Source organism: Vreelandella lutescens (genome assembly GCF_014640815.1).
GTDB classification, from domain to species: domain Bacteria; phylum Pseudomonadota; class Gammaproteobacteria; order Pseudomonadales; family Halomonadaceae; genus Vreelandella; species Vreelandella lutescens.
This window is the reverse complement of the sequence record NZ_BMHM01000006.1, coordinates 199,556-216,177: the sequence shown is the minus strand read 5'-3', so window position 1 is coordinate 216,177 and position 16,622 is coordinate 199,556. Positions and strand designations below refer to the sequence as shown.

Below are 16,622 nucleotides of genomic sequence, written 5' to 3'. Positions count from 1 at the left end.
CTAATAAGATAACGGTATAAAAAGTTAACTAGCCATCGCTTCGAGTTTTGCGTGGGTGCGCCGCCAGCGACCAAGCGCTGCCAATGCATCAAGCTCTGGCCGTGCGCGCCCATAGCGCAGTTTGGCAGGGCGCTTATTCAGCACGCCTTGGCAGGCTTCGACCACCTCAAGAGCAGCAGCTCGGTCATTGCAGATCAGCAGCATATCGCAGCCAGCGGCGAGCGCTGCCTTAGCACGCTCAGCCGGGCCGCCTGCCTCATGGGCACCTGCCATGCTTAAATCATCCGAAAAAATACACCCTTTGAAACCCAACGATTCGCGCAACATACCCAGCCAGTTAGGTGAAAAACCCGCAGGGCGGGTATCAAAGGCGGAATAGATCACATGAGCAGGCATGACACCGTTCAACACACCCGCCAACTCGCGAAACGGCACTAAGTCACGAGCTTTCAGCTCGGCCAGCGGGCGTTCATCAACTGGCAGCGCCACATGCGAATCCGCTGCAACGCCACCATGGCCAGGAAAGTGCTTACCCACCGCGGCCATCCCGGCCTCGTGTAATCCATCAATAAAGGCGTGGCCCAACTGAGCGACATGCGCGGGGTTGCTGCTGAAGCTGCGCTCACCAATCACGCTGGAAATGCCGCTCTCCACATCCAACACAGGCGCAAAACTAATGTCCAAACCACAGGCAGCCATTTCCATACCCAACAGCCACCCTGTGTCTTTTGCTAGGGTAAGCCCAGCCACCGGGTCGCTGTCGAACAGATCACCAATACGCGCCATGGCAGGTATCTTGGTGACCCCTTGTTTAATACGCTGAACTCGCCCGCCCTCTTGATCAATACCCAGCAGCAGGTCGCCACGTACGCGGCGAATACTGCTGCAGAGCGTGCGCACTTGGTAGGCATCTTCTACGTTGCGGGCGAACAAAATAACGCCACCCACCGCAGGGTCTTTGAGCAATCGCTTTTCAGCACTGGATAATTGCGGCCCTTCTAGGTCAAGCATAACCGGGCCAATGGGTTGCGTCATGGTGATGAGTCCGACAAAAAGGGTGCCATACTAGACTAACCGCTTAGCGTGTCAAAATTCTGGCAGGATGCCTGGTCCGTGGGCTTAATGCAGCCAGACCGGCGTACCGGGCTGTGCGTGGTCAAATAAATAGTGCAAATCGTGATTACGTAGGCGTATACAGCCGTGTGAGGCGGCAACCCCCATAGGCTGATCTTCTGGTGTTCCGTGCAAATAAATATAGCGCCGCTGAGAGTCCACATTAGCACCACGATTAACGCCGCGCTCTAGCCCGCAAATCCACATAATGCGAGTAAGAATCCAATCTCGCTTTGGAAAGCGCGCAGCCAGTTCAGGTGAAAATACTTCTTCGGTCCAGCGGCGGCCACGAAACACCGCATTATCGGGCAAGCCTTTACCGATAGAGGCACGCACATAGTGCCAACCCAACGGCGTCTGTCCGCTGCCCTCTTGCTGCCCTACCCCTGCAAGCCCTGTAGAGACCTTACACTCATAGCTCACTTCTTCTCCCTGCCAGCAGCGCAGCCGCTGCTGCTGTGTATCCACTTCAATCCATAGCGCGTGAGAAGGCGGTAGTTCAGCTAGCCTGGGCGTTTCCATGATGTCCCTCTTCAACGGCAGACGGTAACGGAGCGCTCATCGCCGCCACCACCACAGGTCGCAGACGCCTGATGAGATCACGCACCGTCACTTGCTCTTGATAATCTTTAGCGGCGATATCGCGCAGGGCATCCAGCCCCGAGAGCGTAAAAATCACCGTACCTAACATAAAGTGTAGCCGCCAAAAACGCTCAGCGTCCGGCAGCTCAGGCGTTGCTTTTCGCACAAGCTCAGTGAACCGGGTAAACACATCACCATACTGCTGCTGAATGTAACGACGCAGATGCCCCTGCGCCTGGCTGTACGCCAGCCCCAATAGGCGCATAAAGACTTTCAGGCTATTGCGCTCTGCAGGCACCGCCAGCACGGTGGTGGCCATTGTTTCTAAGAGCACCTCCAGAGGGATGGGCTTTCCTTGGTAGCGCGCCTCCAACTCATCGAGAGCCGTATGAAAACGGGCGGAAAATGGGTCAAGGTAGCGGGCAAAGACGGCTTGAATCAGCGCCTTTTTAGAACCAAAGTGGTAGTTCACAGCGGCTAGATTGACCCGCGCTTTACTGGTGATATTGCGCAGCGACGTTTCGGCAAAGCCTCGCTCTGCAAATAGCACCTCTGCAGTATCTAAAATACGCGTAACCGTATCCGATTGGGCCATGGCGCCCTCCAAAAAACAGGTGTTTAAAACATGGCTGAATACTATGCCATAACCCCTGCTGGCTCAATCTCTTATCCAAAAGGCATCAAGGGTTAGCCGATGTATGAGGGCCTGTCCAAGTTGAGTGCAACTCGGCATGTACTGGATAGAGCAACATACTGTATACTTAAACACATACTGATTAAGCCGACATGTAGCTACTGTCTTTTCACTGTTTTGGAGTTTGGTATGTCGCGTCCACTGACAGCTCGCCAACAGCACGTTTTTGATTTTATTGTGAAGACCATGGGTGAGCTCGGCTACCCGCCCACCCGCGCTGAAATTGCTAAAGCGCTGGGGTTTCGCTCTCCTAATGCAGCAGAAGAGCATCTGCGTGCACTGGAGCGCAAAGGCGCTATCCGAATTATCCGTAACACCTCACGGGGCATTCGCCTGCCTAACCAGGAGCCGCAAGAGCTAACGGAAACGCCGGTAGCAGCGCCAGCCACCACCACTGATTCATTGCCACATGGGCTTCCTGTGATCGGTGAAGTCGCCGCTGGCAGCCCCATTCTGGCGGCCGAGCATATTGATCGTTATTGCCCACTGCCGGCGGAATATTTCACCCCTAAAGCTGACTACCTGCTGCGCGTGCGCGGCCTCTCGATGAAAGACGTGGGTATATTGGAAGGCGACCTTCTAGCCGTGCATCGCACCGACCGGGTACGTGACGGGCAAATTGTCGTTGCGCGCTTGGAAGATGAAGTGACGGTCAAGCGTTTTAAACGCCAGGGCCATCAAGTGACGCTGCTTGCTGAAAACGCTGATTTCGCCCCTATTGAAATCGATTTACGCACTCAGCAGCTCGATATTGAAGGGGTGGGCGTGGGTGTTATTCGTGGTGGCAACGGGCAGGCACTGGGCTAGTAGCCCACCCCAAATGCTACTGCATGTCGATATAGCGATGATCATTAAAGGTGGCCACCCACCCCGGGTGGTACACCAAGAGAATGCTCAGCAGCATGCCAGTAATGAACGCTTCTGACGGCATCAACAGTGGCAAAAAGCGCGCATACTCTTGAGCAAGGTAGACCGCTTCAGGGTCAGTGCCTGCCAACATAATCAGCGACACCGCTGCAAGCCCTCCTCCCAACGTGGCCAACGCCGCTCCGAAAAACCCGCAAGCAAAGAGAAACACCATCAGGTTATCGGGCAAACGACGGTCAACAATGCGCCATACCACACCCGTAATGAGCGCAGGTACAATGCCGGTCACCAGCACGTTAGCCCCTAACAACGCCCACTCGTTTCTACCCACTAACACCATAGCAATGTTGATCATTACATTACTGATCAACGCCAGCGGCATTTTAAACACCAGCGTCATCAGCACTGTGAACACCAAGTGCAGTGTTAGCCAATCGACGGCTTGAGCACGCAGCTGCCACATCAGCAGAACCGCCAAGGTGGCCGCCATCCAGCGATGCTGTAACGCAGTATCATCAAGCAGCGGCTGCCAGGGGCGCAGGCATAGGCACCAAACAATTACACCTAGTGAAAGTAGCCATGTAAGGACTAATGCCCACGGTGCTAATACGCTTTGTGCAAATGACATAGCGCCCCCAGTAGTCGCTTAGCTGAAGACAACCGTCTTGTTACCATGAATCAAGACTCGGTCTTCCAGGTGCCAACGCAGCCCTCGGGCCAATACCGCTTTTTCCACATCCCGGCCAAAACGCACTAAATCAGTAGGCGTATGGCAGTGGCTGACGCGATGAATATCTTGCTCAATGATAGGGCCTGCATCCAGCTCTTCCGTCACATAGTGACACGTCGCGCCAATCAGCTTCACGCCCCGCTCATACGCTTGATGATACGGCTTGGCACCGGCAAAGGAAGGCAAAAAGCTATGATGAATGTTAATCACCCGACCTGCATAACGCTCACACAGTGACGGCGGTAAGATCTGCATATAGCGGGCCAGCACCACACAGTCTGCTCGAGCCGCATCAATTTGCTGCTGTACCTGATCAAATGCCTGCTGCTTATTAGCAGGGTCTACCGGTACGTGATGGTAAGGGATGCCGTACCATTCGGTCAGTGAGCGCATATCGTCGTGGTTAGAGATCACCCCAACAATATCGCAATCCAACTCACCTGCCTGCCAGCGGTAGAGAAGATCGACCAAGCAGTGAGACTCACGAGACACCATCAGCACCACGCGGCGACGCTTTTGGGTATCCACCAACGACCACTGCATATCAAACTCCGCCGCTACGGGCTCAAACGATGTACGCAGCGCTTCCGCCGACATGCCCAGCGAATCCGCCAGAATCTCGTAACGCATAAAAAAACGGCCAGTCTCTAAATCAGAGTGCTGGCTGGCTTCCGTAATGGAGCCACCTTGTTGAGCAATAAAGCTTGAGACACGCGCCACAATGCCCACTTGGTCTGGGCAGGAAACAACTAAACGGTAATAATGAGACATAACAGACACTCTTAACGTATTTAACGGCACGCTCGCCAAGCACCTGCCACCCGGCAGGTAACCCACTTTAGCGGCCGTAGTGTAACGTAAGCACGCTGAGGAAGCACCGTGGTCAGGTGCCGCGATGATTGTTACCCGCCCCCCGCATCCCGTATAGTTAAGGAATTACTTTTTAGGCTTTTCATAACTGATGCATCCATCACGCGTTCAACTTCGTCCCCGTCGTCGCCCGCCCCTGCGCCTGCTACCGCTAGGTGGATGTGGTGAAATTGGAATGAACCTTACGCTGTATGGATACGACGATCAGTGGATCGCCGTGGATTGCGGCATGATGATTCGCCAAGACCTGCCCAACTCCCCGCTCCAGGTACCCAATACGGATACCTTAGAGGCGCTGAAGATTACTCCCAAAGCACTGTTCATTACCCATGGTCATGAAGATCACATTGGGGCAGTAGCATGGCTGTGGCCAAAATGGGGTTGCCCCATCTTTGCCACTCCCCTGGCAGCAGGGCTATTACGTTACAAATTTGCCGAGCATCAGCTCAGCAGCGCAGCGATCGAAGTGATTGAGCCGGGCGATGCCTTAGAGATTGGCCCCTTCACGTTGCGCTACTTAAATGTGCCCCACTCTATTCCTGAAAGCTGCTCCATTATGATGCAGGCAGGCGACTATCGCGTGCTGCATACCGGCGACTGGAAACTCGACCCCACCCCGTTGATCGGCCCCCCCATCAATGCGGCTCACTTTAGAGCATTGGCTCCGGTGGACCTGCTGGTGGGCGACTCCACAAATGCCCCCATGCCAGGGCAGTCTGGCAGTGAAGGGGATGTCGCCAAGGCGCTCGCTAGTACGTTAAAAGCGTGCACAGGCCGTGTGGTGGTGTCCTGCTTTGCCAGCAACCTGGCTCGCGTACTGGCGATTGGCTTAGCGGCACAAGCGTGTGGTCGCAGGGTAAGCCTAATGGGGCGTTCAATGGAACGCATGGTGAGCGTTGCCAGAGGGCTTGGTTACCTAGATGACTTTCCGCCGCTGGTGCCCTCTCATGACTTGGGCTATCTGCCTCCCGAAGAAGTGGTGATTATTGCTACCGGCAGCCAGGGTGAGCCGCGCGCGGCGCTTCAGCGCCTAGCACAACGCCGACACCCCTTTGTGGATTTAGAGCCCGGTGATAGCGTGATTTTTTCGGCCAAGGCCATCCCAGGCAATGAGCGCCCGATTGAGCAGCTTAAAAAACGTTTGTTGCAATTAGGTGTCACGCTGTTCGATGAAATGAACCACCCAGAGCTACACGCCACGGGCCACCCCGCTCAAGAAGAGCTCAAAAAGCTCTACCAGTGGGTCAGGCCCAAAAGGCTGCTGCCAGTACATGGAGAAGCACGCCATCAGGAGGCACATCAAGCACTGGCGGAAGAGATGGGTATCAGCGCCCCGTTAGCACCCGTTAACGGCGATATGCTGGTCTTAGACCATCAGGGGCTGCGCTGCGAAGCGCGCTATCCGCAACCACCCTGCATTGTTAATCAAAATAACGTAGTGCCCCACCCAGGCTTAGAAAGCAGCCATCCCACTGCTCGCCGCGGAAGTCTGTTCCTGGCGCTACCGGTAGCCGCCACAGAGACAGGCTGGTGCCGTATTGGTCGACTCATGCTTGATGCAAGTGGCGCAAGCCCGATGGATGAGGATAGCTTTAGCGAGTGGCTAGATGAGCAGCTAGAAGAGATTGAGGCTGACACCCTGGCTGATTTGCGTCACGCGCTTCAGCCAAGGTTAGTGCACTGGCTAGCCAACCACTTACAGCATATGCCAGAAGTGCATTTGCAGATTATGGCCGCCGAGATGCCGACCATTGAAGAGCTAAACGACGAACCCTAGCTGATGCTACCAGCGAGCAGCATCCTGCTGGTCGGTATGGCGCTCTTTTACCCAGTAAGCCCCTTGCTTAGAGTGCTCTTTTTTCCAGAACGGCGCTTGGGTTTTCAAATAATCCATAATGAAATCACAGGCCTCAAACGCATCGCGGCGGTGTGCACTGGCCACCAACACCCTGACGATAGGATCTCCGGGCGATAAATCGCCCACTCGGTGGATAATCCGCACTGCCTGCAGTGACCAACGTTTCCAAGCCTGCTCGGCAATATCGGTCAACGTGCGCTCCGTCATCCCTGGATAGTGCTCAAGCGTTAAGCCTGTCACATCCGGCGTCTCATTAAAGTCTCGCACTAAACCGGTAAACGTCACGATGGCACCTATGTCAGTGCGCTTGCGCAGCGCACTCTCGTAGCCATAGGCCATAGAGAAGGGTGCGGTTTGCACCTCCACGGCGACATCGGCCACTGAAGCTTCATTCGCTGCCACGGATTACCCTCCCGTCACCGGTGGAAAAAAGGCCACTTCGTCATCATCAGTGAGTCGCGCGCTATCATTGGCCATCACCTGATTAATCGCGCATAGGGTACGCTGATCAGAGAGTACTGAAAAACGCGGGTCCTGCGCACTCAGCGCGGCCTTAAGCCCAGCCACATCGCGGCTAAGCAGCTTATCTAAACCAATCGCCAAATCGCTTTCACCTACTCGCTCACGCAGCTCGGCCAAAAATTTGACGCGTACACAGGGCGAAGAGCAGCGCTCTCCCAGGCTGACTTCGCCTGCCGCGCCCTCTCCCGTTACAATGGGTGCCGTGGTCTCACGACGATAATCACCGCGCTGACCACCCTGCTTGCTATCCAACTGAATAGCCTCAATGCGCATCTCTTTATCGACGGCTTTACACATATCGTAAAGCGTCAGGCAAGCCACCGAGACGGCAGTGAGCGCTTCCATCTCGACGCCCGTTCGACCGCTCAAACGACACATGGCCGATACATCGACCCAACCGTTGTCGTGATCAATCGCAAACTCCACCGACACTTTGGAAAGCGCCAGCGAATGACACAAGGGAATCAGCTCATGGGTACGCTTGGCCGCTTGAATGCCAGCAATCCGTGCCGTTGCCAACACATCACCTTTAGGCAGTGCGCCATCGCTTAGCAGTTGCAGCGTGTTGGGATGCATCACAATTCGCCCAGAGGCTACGGCTTCACGCCGGGTCTCACGCTTATCGCCGACATCAACCATATTCGCTTCGCCGTGCGCATTCAGGTGGGTTAACTGCATGGTGTCACCTTTTTATCATCACGCCAGGGTGCGGCGTTGTTGGTCAGCCCACTCACTTATCCAGCGAGCAATCTGTTCACAATCATTTAAATCCAAGCGGGCCACCGATGGCTGAAGAGCCACCGGCGGCTCCGCGGTAAGCGCAGCCGCCTGCGCCCACTCATCGCATAAGATAGCCGGATCGCCTATTCCGTCTCGGTAAAGCACCAGTTTGGGAATAGGCCATGCTTTGAAACCTTCCACAATCACCAAATCAGGGTGATGCGGCGCCATTAGCGTCAGCAAATAGGCTAAATCAGGCTCTTCCTGCTCTGGTGTTTCTTGCATCAGTGCAAAACGTTGGCGCGATGCAATGAGCATAGGAGCCGCCCCGGCGCGGCGCAGCTTATAGCTGTCTTTGCCGGGTTGGTCGACATCAAATTGATGGTGAGCATGCTTAATCACCGCCACCGACAGCCCACTTTCGCGCAGCCGCGGTAACAGTTGCTCCAGCAGCGTGGTTTTACCCGTTCCACTCCAGGCAGCCACCCCCAATACGGGAAACGGGCAGCGTAAGGCCTCACTCATAAATCACCATGTGTACCACGGGTTACTCACCCTCTTTTTCGGCTGGTAATATCCAGTTTAACGCAATGCCGACTAACGCGGCCAAGCTAACGCCCTGCAGCGTGAACTGACCGCCGCCAAACTGCATACCGCCAATCCCAAACACCAGAATAAGCGACACGACGACTAAGTTACGCGCAGCAGTGAGCGACTGCCCCGCACGCACCAGCGTGTTCATCCCCACCACGGCAATAGAGCCGAATAGCAGCGTCATAATCCCGCCCATAACCGGCCCAGGGATTGTCTGCAGCAGCGCGCCCAACTTGCCTACAAAGGCCAGAATGATGGCAATAACGGCAGCCACCACCATATATTTTGGGTTGAAGGCTTTGGTTAGGGTAACGGCACCGGTGACTTCGGAGTAAGTGGTATTGGGCGGCCCACCAAACAGAGCCGCGACCGTCGTCGCTAGACCATCACCCAGCAGTGTGCGGTGCAAGCCGGGCTTTTCTAAATAATTCTTCCGCGTCACCGAGCCAATCGCCACCATATCGCCAATGTGCTCAACGGCAGGAGCAATCGCCACCGGAATCATAAACAGGATCGCCGCCCAGTGAAAACTCGGTGCGGTAAAGCTTGGAACAGAGAGCCACGCCGCCTCACGCACAGCAGTGAAGTCCACCACGCCCATCACCAACGCCAACGCATACCCCGTCGCAATACCGCCAATAATCGGCACCAAGCGCAGCAGTCCACGACCAAAGACCGCGAGTACTAACGTCACTAACAGGCTTGCCATGGAGAGGAAAATCGCCTGCCCATAGCCAATGTTGTCGCTGGTTTCACCCGTGGCCATGCTCACTGCCACCGGCGCTAGCGCCAAACCAATCACCATAATGACCGGCCCTACTACCACGGGTGGTAACAGGCGGTGCAGCCACGCCGTCCCCTTCAAGCGCACGGCCTGAGAAATAGCGACATAGACAAGGCCCGCCGCCATCAGGCCACCTAGCGTCGCTGAGACACCAAAGCTGGCAATGGAGCCTTGGATGGGGGCAATAAATGCAAAGGAAGAGGCTAAAAATACCGGCACCGTTTGTTTGGTGATGCCATGAAAGACCAGCGTGCCAACCCCTGCGGTAAATAGCGCAACGCTGGGGTCTAGCCCGGTTAATAGCGGAACCAAAACAAGCGCACCAAACGCCACAAACAGCATTTGCGCACCGGTTAGCAGCACTTTAGGCCAAGACTCTTGACCAGCATTGTTCGTCATCACACCACTCCTGAAGGGTCTGTTATTCGTAACGGAGGCAAAAAAAGGCCCCCAACGCGAAGCGTAAGGGGCCTTTTAAGGCGGAGCGCTTAACGCGTCCCGAAAATCTTATCGCCGGCATCTCCCAAGCCGGGGACGATGTAGCCATTTTCATCGAGTCGGTCATCTACCGACGCGGTGTAAATCTCTACATCAGGATAAGCATCTTGCACCCGTTTAATCCCTTCAGGGGCAGCAACTAAAACAATTACTTTCATGTGTTCACAGCCGCGCTCACGCAGCATATCCAGCGTGGCTACCATCGAACCACCGGTGGCCAGCATCGGGTCAATCACAATCGCCATACGCTCTTCGATATCGTTGGCGAATTTAGCGAAGTAAGGTACCGGTTGAAGCGTTTCCTCATCCCGATAAAGACCCACCACGCTGACACGCGCACTGGGAATCAGATCTGTAACGCCTTCCAGCATGCCTAACCCTGCACGAAGGATAGGCACAATCGTCACCTTTTTACCCTTCAAACGACGGGTCGCGATGGGCTCGCCATTCCATCCTTGAATCTCATGATCCTCAAGCTCAAGCCCTTTGGTTGCTTCGTAGGTCAGAAGCTTAGCCACTTCACCTGCCAGTTCACGAAAGCTCTTAGTGCTCAGATCCGCTTCGCGCATCAGTCCCAGCTTATGTTGAACAAGCGGATGGTTAATGGCGTAGACACTCATGGGACTTCCTCACTGCAGGGGATTCAGGATGACGACCTAGGTCGCATCAACAGGCTTACAAAATTGCGCGCCATTCTACCTGCAACTGACCATTAGGTTAAGGGGTTTCCGGCAATTGCCACTCAATTGGCTCCCGGCCGTGCTCTTGAAGGAATTGATTAGCCCGGGAAAAGTGGTGATTACCAAAGAAACCGCGATGCGCCGACAGCGGCGATGGGTGCGGTGATTCCAGCACCAAATGGCGCGTAGTATCAATCAACGCTTTTTTCTGGCGGGCATGGCTGCCCCACAGCAAAAAGACGCAGGGCTGCGCATGCTGGCTGACGGTTTCAATCGCTTGGTCGGTAAAATGCTCCCACCCTTTACCACGATGGGACGCTGCGTTTCCCTGCTCAACGGTAAGCGCGGTGTTCAGCAGCAATACACCCTGCGTCGCCCAAGCTTCTAAAAAACCATGGCGCACCGGGGTGAAGCCCACATCACTCACCAACTCTTTATAGATATTGACGAGTGAAGGCGGCACCTGAATACCAGGCTGTACTGAGAAACAGAGCCCATGAGCCTGGCGAGGCCCGTGGTAAGGGTCTTGACCCAGAATCACCACTTTCACCGAGGAGAGCGGCGTTAACTCAAAGGCGCGAAACCAATTAGAAGAGTGCGGGTAGATAACCTTTTTAGCCGCTTTTTCCTCGGCCAAAAAAGCTTTCAAGGCTGACATATAGTCAGCCTGAAACTCTTGCCCCAGCCACTGATTCCAGTCATCGGGTAGCGGGTTAGCCATATTACTTCACTTCTTCATTTGGTCCGCAAGCGGCTCAACGTAGGCAATGCCCATATCCCAAGGGAACTGGATCCAGCACTGCTGGGCAACTTCGGTTAAGTATTGATCCACCAACGGGCGGCCCTCTGGCTTAGCGTAAATGGTCACAAAATGTGCCTTGGGCATCATTTCGCGCACGGCGCGCGCCGTTTTACCCGTGTCGACGAGGTCATCCACTAGCAACCAACCCTCACCGTCGTGATCCACCCCTTTCATAATATCCAGACCACCTTGATCCATATGGTCATAGCTTTTGATACAGATCGTATCAATCAAACGGATATTAAGTTCACGAGCAATCAGTGCCGCCGGGATCAGGCCGCCACGGGTAATGGCCACGATGCCTTTAAAGTCACGCTCAATTAACAGGTGGCACAGTTGTCGCACGTCACGGTGGATTTGATCCCAAGAGACGGTGAAGTGTTGATGGTAGCGTTCGCTGCTCATGGGATGTTACTCGTCTTCGTTAAAGGAACAGACCGCGAATACACTGTAGCCAGCATCGCGAATTTTTTGAGAACCACCCAGTTCAGGTAGATCAATAATAGTGGCGGTTTCGACGACTTGCCCACCGCAACGCTGAATCAGATTTGCGGCAGCCAGCATCGTGCCGCCAGTGGCAATCAGGTCATCCATCAGCAAGATACGGTCGCCTTCCTGGAACGCATCAGAATGCAGCTCAACTTCCGAGTGGCCATACTCTAGCGTGTAAGTTTCGCTAATGGTTTTAAACGGCAGCTTGCCCTTCTTGCGAACCGGCACAAAGCTGCAGCCCAATTCATACGCCAGCGGTGCGCCAATAATAAAGCCACGGGCGTCAATGGCCGCGATGGCATCCAAGTTCATTTCCTGGTAGCGGTGCACAAAGCTATCAATTAGCTTGCGAAAGGCAGCGCTGTTCTGCAGCAAAGGGGTAATGTCACGAAAATTCACCCCCTGCTCTGGCCAGTCAGGAACCGTGCGAATAACGGACTTAATGTAATCGCCGTAGATGCTCATCGCGTCTCTCATTGATTAGTCAAAGGTCGGGTGATTAACCCAGGAATAAGAATTTCGCTGCAAATAGCAGCGCCAGTACCACGACTGCCGGATTCAGGTCTTCAAAACGACCCGACAGCGTTTTAATCGCCACGTAGCTGATAAAGCCCAGCGCAATACCTTCAGCAATAGAGAAGGTCAACGGCATCGCCAAAGCAGCAATCAGCACCGGAGCAGCGTCAGTGGGGTCTTCCCAGTTCGCATGCGCCAGGCTTCCCGCCATCAGTACCGCCACATACAGAAGGGCACCGGCCGTTGCGTAGGCTGGGATAGAACCTGCCAGCGGCGCGAAAAACAGGCTGATCAAAAACAGCACGCCAACCACAACCGCCGTGAGACCTGTACGCCCACCGGAAGCAATGCCGGCTGTCGATTCGATATAGCTCGTCGTTGTAGAGGTACCCAGCGCGGCACCGGCCATTGAGGCGGTACTATCGGCCATCATGGCGCGACCAATGCGCGGCAGCTTGCCATCTTCATCCAACAGCTTGCCACGATGCGCGACACCTACCAGTGTTCCAGAGGTATCGAACAGGTCGACAAACAGGAACGCAAAGATAACGCTGAGCATGGCGACATCAAGGGCGCCCATTAAATCCATTGCCATGAACGTGGGGGCAATGGAAGGCGGCATAGACATGATGCCACCGTACTGGTTGTGCCCCAGCACCATGGCCAGCACGGTGATACCGACAATACCGATCATAACGGCACCAGTAACACGCAGGTAAGCCAGCGCGGTAATCACAAAGAAGCCCAGCAGCGCGTAGAGCGGCGCAGGCTCCGATAGGTCACCCAGGGCAACGAAAGTCGCCGGGTTGGCTACCACAATACCGGCGTTTTTCAGTGCAATCATGGCGAGGAAAAGACCAATACCCGCCGCAATGCCTAACCGTAAAGAGAGCGGAATCGAGTTGATAATCCACTCACGAATTTTGAAAATACTCAGCAGGAAGAAGGTCAAACCGGAGAAGAAGACAGCCCCTAGCGCCGCTTCCCAGGTGTAGCCCATCCCCAATACAACGCCATAGGTGAAAAAGGCGTTCAAGCCCATACCCGGTGCCTGCGCTATCGGGTAATTGGCCCATAATCCCATCACAAAACAACCAATCGCCGCTGCTAAACACGTAGCGACAAACACGGCACCATAATCCATCCCCGCTTCCGAGAGAATGCTCGGGTTAACGAAGATAATGTAGGCCATGGTTAGAAACGTCGTGACCCCTGCGATCACTTCAGTTTTTACGTTGGTCTTCTGCTCTGCGAGCTTGAAATAGTTGTCCAGAAATTTCATGTAGTTTTTATCCTTCGCGCTTACGCCGAATGCGTCCCTTGGTGCGAGAAAAGCCGCACATACTACCGAAAGGCACTGCGTGATGCGAGTGCCTCTAGTGCAGCTGGCTATGGTGAGGGGTTACCCTCACCTAGGGTATTACTTACTGTTCTGATATTGGCTTGGTAACGATGTCAACGACGACCGACCCACTACTCTTAGCAAACTTTAGGCCATGAGCTAACCGATTGGTCAACAAAAAGCCAAATATTGCCCCTAGGGGCGAGCCGCCAACACCCTCTCCACCGTTTCTACAATCACTTGGGTCTGGGGATCAATTTCGATATTAACTTCGTCTTCTACTAACCGACTACCCAGCACCGTACGTGATAGCGTTTCAGGGATGAGATTAACACTGAACTCTACGCCCGCCCCATCAGCAGATGGGCGTACATCTCCCACGGTCAGGCTGATGCCGTCAACGCCAATGTAGCCCTTCTCAAACACAAATTTCGCCACTCTTTCTGGTAAGGCAAACCAGATCCGACGATTATTAGGCGCATCTTCAATGGCGACCACCTTTGCCATACAAATAATATGGCCGGACATAGAATGCCCACCAATCTCATCACCAAAACGGGCAGCGCGCTCTATATTGACGCATTGCCCAGGTGATATTGCACCAAGATTGGTCAGGCGAAGCGTTTCACGCATCAGATCAAAACTAACGCGCTCGCCATCAATAGCCGTGACCGTTAGGCAAACGCCGTTATGCGCTACGGAGGCACCAATCTCCAACCCGCTGCGCATGCCCTCAGGCAAAGCGATAACATGGGTGCGGAAATCCTCAAGCTCGTGCACCTCAACAACTTCAGCGATACCTTGAACGATGCCCGTAAACATTGGCACTTCCTCTGTTTCAGTGAGTGGGATGGCCTTGACCATCAAAGCTCGCGCAAGCTTACTACTAATGACCCAATCTTGTGCAGTCAGAGGTATCCAATGTACGTATTGGTCATAGTTTTTTGCTTTTAATAGTCATACAACTGGCGCCCCGACAGATACAAAACCCAATAATGGTGCCAAAAAAAGAAAATAATTCTGTTTATGAACTTAAAAACATGAAATAGAACGCATTTAATTGACAATCCACCGGCCACTCTTTAGACTTTCGCCGCAAATGTAATGACGCCGATTTGTACCCAGATTGCGGGCGTCCACCTGGCCTTTGGCGGGGTGAAGTGCAGCTAAAAGGGTGTGTCCAGCGTTGATGGCCACCCGCAAGGGTGGCCTTTTTTTGTTCCCCGCCCTACGCTTGCCCCCTCGCACTCCGTCTTCGGCCTACCATTAAGGCAGACGCTATGATTGAACTTAGCAACGTTAGTAAAACTTATGGCAGCGGCGACAATGCCGTGCATGCTCTTCAGAATGTTAATTTAACGATTCCCAAAGGCACGATACACGGGGTGATTGGCCTGTCCGGTGCGGGCAAGTCAACACTCATTCGCTGTGTCAATCTACTTGAGCGGCCCACAAGTGGCAGTGTGGTCGTTGACGGCCAGGAAATGACCGGCCTGACGCGCTCCGAGCTCAACCATGCTCGCCACCGTATCGGCATGATCTTTCAGCACTTCAACCTGCTCACCACGCGCAACGTATTTGACAATATCGCCCTCCCCCTAGAACTGATGGGCGAAAAGCGCAGCGATATTCAAAATCGCGTCTTACCGCTGCTAGATATGGTGGGCCTCTCGGATAAAGCAAACCAATATCCGGCACAGCTCTCCGGCGGCCAAAAACAGCGCGTCGCGATTGCTCGCGCCCTTGCCAGCAAGCCCAACGTGCTGCTGTGCGACGAAGCCACTTCTGCGCTTGACCCGCAAACCACCAGCTCCATTCTCGAACTACTCAGAGACATCAACCATCAGCTTGGCATCACCATTTTGCTGATTACCCACGAAATGGAAGTAGTGAAATCTATTTGCCACCGCGTCAGCCTGATCTCCGATGGAAAACTGGTAGAAGATGCAGAGGTGGGCGACTTCTTCACCGCGCCCAACACACAGCTGGGCCGCGACTTTTTGAACGACTTTTTGCAGCTCAGTCCGCCTAAAGAGTTATTAGAGCGCTTAGAAGAGCTTCCAGGCGAGCACACGCATCCGGTGGTTCGACTCACATTCTCCGGCGATGCCGTTTCCACACCGCTCATTTCTCGCCTAGCTCGAGAGTGCAGCGTTGATGTGAGCATTCTGCAGGCCAAGGTTGAGTCTATTCAGGACCGTACACTAGGCCTGATGATCGCCGAACTGCTGGGTAGCCATGAACAGACCCAGCAAGCCATGTCCTATTTAGAAGCGCATCAATTACAGGTGGAGGTACTCGGCCATGTCCAGCGCAATGTTTGATCTCATTTTACAGGCCACGCTGGAAACCCTTTACATGGTGGCCGTATCGGGTGTGATTGCCACCCTATTGGGCCTGCCGCTGGGCGTCATGCTTTACGTGACTCGCCCGCGGCAAATCATGGCAATGCCCGTTCTCAACCAGGCACTGGGTGTCATCACCAACATTGGACGCTCCATTCCGTTCATCATTTTGATGGTCGCCATCATTCCTTTCACTCGCATGCTGGTGGGCACCTCCATCGGCATTAATGCCGCGTCGGTACCGCTAACGATTGCCGCCATTCCCTTCGTGGCCCGCCTTATCGAGGGCGCGCTGAACGAGATTTCTCCGGGACTGATCGAGTCTGCGCAATCCATGGGGGCGACACCTTGGCAAATCATTACCAAGGTACTGATTCCTGAAGCGCGCGGCGGCATCATCACGGGCCTCACCATCACGCTCGTCACCTTAGTGAGTTACTCGGCCATGGCGGGCGCCGTGGGCGGCGGCGGACTGGGCGACCTGGGCATTCGTTACGGCTACAACCGCTTCAATCCCGAGATCATGCTGATCACCGTAGTGATCCTAGTCGTACTGGTACAAGGGTTTCAAAGCCTTGGTGACTATTTAGTGCGCAAAAGCGATCGTAAATAG

At 54.4% G+C, this 16,622-nt stretch carries 19 protein-coding genes; 4 read left to right on the top strand and 15 right to left on the bottom strand.

All coding sequences use genetic code 11. The features are described from left to right. Positions 1-24 precede the first annotated feature (24 nt). The 3 genes from nagZ to IEW65_RS15585 all read right to left on the bottom strand — a co-directional run bounded on the left by nagZ (position 25) and on the right by IEW65_RS15585 (position 2,290). Complete coding sequence (nagZ, locus tag IEW65_RS15595) at positions 25-1,035, bottom strand: beta-N-acetylhexosaminidase (RefSeq protein WP_188640365.1); 1,011 nt, start codon at positions 1,033-1,035, stop codon at positions 25-27. 84 nt (positions 1,036-1,119) lie between these two features. Continuing rightward, positions 1,120-1,635, bottom strand: a complete 516-nt coding sequence (locus tag IEW65_RS15590) for a L,D-transpeptidase (RefSeq protein ID WP_188640364.1) — start codon at positions 1,633-1,635, stop codon at positions 1,120-1,122. Then, the gene (locus IEW65_RS15585) at positions 1,613-2,290 is read right to left on the bottom strand and encodes a TetR/AcrR family transcriptional regulator (protein WP_188640363.1); all 678 of its coding nucleotides are present in this window, start codon (positions 2,288-2,290) and stop codon (positions 1,613-1,615) included. Before IEW65_RS15585 ends, IEW65_RS15590 begins: the two co-directional genes overlap by 23 nt. Before the next feature lie 228 nt (positions 2,291-2,518). On the opposite strand from IEW65_RS15585, the gene lexA reads away from it, so the two are divergent. Next, positions 2,519-3,196, top strand: coding sequence for a transcriptional repressor LexA (gene lexA / locus IEW65_RS15580; RefSeq protein ID WP_188640362.1), 678 nt, complete (start codon positions 2,519-2,521; stop codon positions 3,194-3,196). Positions 3,197-3,212: 16 nt separating this feature from the next. On the opposite strand, the gene IEW65_RS15575 is transcribed toward lexA, so the two are convergent. Together IEW65_RS15575 and purU are read right to left on the bottom strand one after the other, a co-directional pair. Continuing rightward, positions 3,213-3,884 (bottom strand): energy-coupling factor ABC transporter permease, encoded by a 672-nt coding sequence (locus IEW65_RS15575; RefSeq protein ID WP_188640361.1) that lies wholly within the window; start codon positions 3,882-3,884, stop codon positions 3,213-3,215. 18 nt (positions 3,885-3,902) lie between these two features. Beyond that, positions 3,903-4,757, bottom strand: a complete 855-nt coding sequence (purU, locus tag IEW65_RS15570; protein ID WP_188640360.1) for a formyltetrahydrofolate deformylase — start codon at positions 4,755-4,757, stop codon at positions 3,903-3,905. 274 nt (positions 4,758-5,031) lie between these two features. On the opposite strand from purU, the gene IEW65_RS15565 reads away from it, so the two are divergent. Beyond that, the gene (locus tag IEW65_RS15565) at positions 5,032-6,633 is read left to right on the top strand and encodes a ribonuclease J (RefSeq protein ID WP_188640359.1); all 1,602 of its coding nucleotides are present in this window, start codon (positions 5,032-5,034) and stop codon (positions 6,631-6,633) included. A gap of 6 nt (positions 6,634-6,639) precedes the next feature. Here IEW65_RS15565 and moaE read toward each other — a convergent pair whose 3' ends face one another. The 10 genes from moaE to IEW65_RS15515 all read right to left on the bottom strand — a co-directional run bounded on the left by moaE (position 6,640) and on the right by IEW65_RS15515 (position 14,486). Beyond that, positions 6,640-7,116, bottom strand: coding sequence for a molybdopterin synthase catalytic subunit MoaE (moaE, locus tag IEW65_RS15560; protein WP_268234738.1), 477 nt, complete (start codon positions 7,114-7,116; stop codon positions 6,640-6,642). A gap of 3 nt (positions 7,117-7,119) precedes the next feature. Then, positions 7,120-7,914, bottom strand: a complete 795-nt coding sequence (gene moaC, locus IEW65_RS15555; RefSeq protein ID WP_188640358.1) for a cyclic pyranopterin monophosphate synthase MoaC — start codon at positions 7,912-7,914, stop codon at positions 7,120-7,122. A gap of 18 nt (positions 7,915-7,932) precedes the next feature. Then, entirely contained in the window at positions 7,933-8,481 is a 549-nt protein-coding gene (mobB, locus tag IEW65_RS15550) for a molybdopterin-guanine dinucleotide biosynthesis protein B (RefSeq protein ID WP_188640357.1), read from the bottom strand. A gap of 22 nt (positions 8,482-8,503) precedes the next feature. Next, on the bottom strand, positions 8,504-9,733 hold the full coding sequence (locus IEW65_RS15545) for a uracil-xanthine permease family protein (protein WP_188640356.1): 1,230 nt from the start codon (positions 9,731-9,733) through the stop codon (positions 8,504-8,506). An 89-nt stretch (positions 9,734-9,822) separates the two neighbouring features. Next, complete coding sequence (gene upp / locus IEW65_RS15540; protein ID WP_044628300.1) at positions 9,823-10,452, bottom strand: uracil phosphoribosyltransferase; 630 nt, start codon at positions 10,450-10,452, stop codon at positions 9,823-9,825. Between the two features lie 97 nt (positions 10,453-10,549). After that, positions 10,550-11,233, bottom strand: a complete 684-nt coding sequence (gene ung, locus IEW65_RS15535; RefSeq protein WP_188640355.1) for a uracil-DNA glycosylase — start codon at positions 11,231-11,233, stop codon at positions 10,550-10,552. A gap of 6 nt (positions 11,234-11,239) precedes the next feature. Beyond that, positions 11,240-11,719 (bottom strand): xanthine phosphoribosyltransferase, encoded by a 480-nt coding sequence (gene gpt / locus IEW65_RS15530; RefSeq protein WP_188640354.1) that lies wholly within the window; start codon positions 11,717-11,719, stop codon positions 11,240-11,242. A gap of 6 nt (positions 11,720-11,725) precedes the next feature. Then, on the bottom strand, positions 11,726-12,271 hold the full coding sequence (locus IEW65_RS15525; RefSeq protein ID WP_188640353.1) for an adenine phosphoribosyltransferase: 546 nt from the start codon (positions 12,269-12,271) through the stop codon (positions 11,726-11,728). 34 nt (positions 12,272-12,305) lie between these two features. Continuing rightward, a complete protein-coding gene (locus tag IEW65_RS15520; RefSeq protein ID WP_188640352.1) occupies positions 12,306-13,604 on the bottom strand; it encodes an NCS2 family permease in 1,299 nt (432 codons plus the stop codon). A gap of 255 nt (positions 13,605-13,859) precedes the next feature. Further along, a complete protein-coding gene (locus IEW65_RS15515) occupies positions 13,860-14,486 on the bottom strand; it encodes a riboflavin synthase subunit alpha (protein ID WP_188640407.1) in 627 nt (208 codons plus the stop codon). Positions 14,487-14,944: 458 nt separating this feature from the next. Here IEW65_RS15515 and IEW65_RS15510 point away from each other — a divergent pair, with 458 nt between their 5' ends. Then, complete coding sequence (locus IEW65_RS15510) at positions 14,945-15,988, top strand: methionine ABC transporter ATP-binding protein (RefSeq protein WP_188640351.1); 1,044 nt, start codon at positions 14,945-14,947, stop codon at positions 15,986-15,988. Then, positions 15,969-16,622: a methionine ABC transporter permease gene (locus tag IEW65_RS15505; RefSeq protein ID WP_188640350.1), complete on the top strand. Its 654-nt coding sequence runs from the start codon at positions 15,969-15,971 to the stop codon at positions 16,620-16,622. Before IEW65_RS15510 ends, IEW65_RS15505 begins: the two co-directional genes overlap by 20 nt.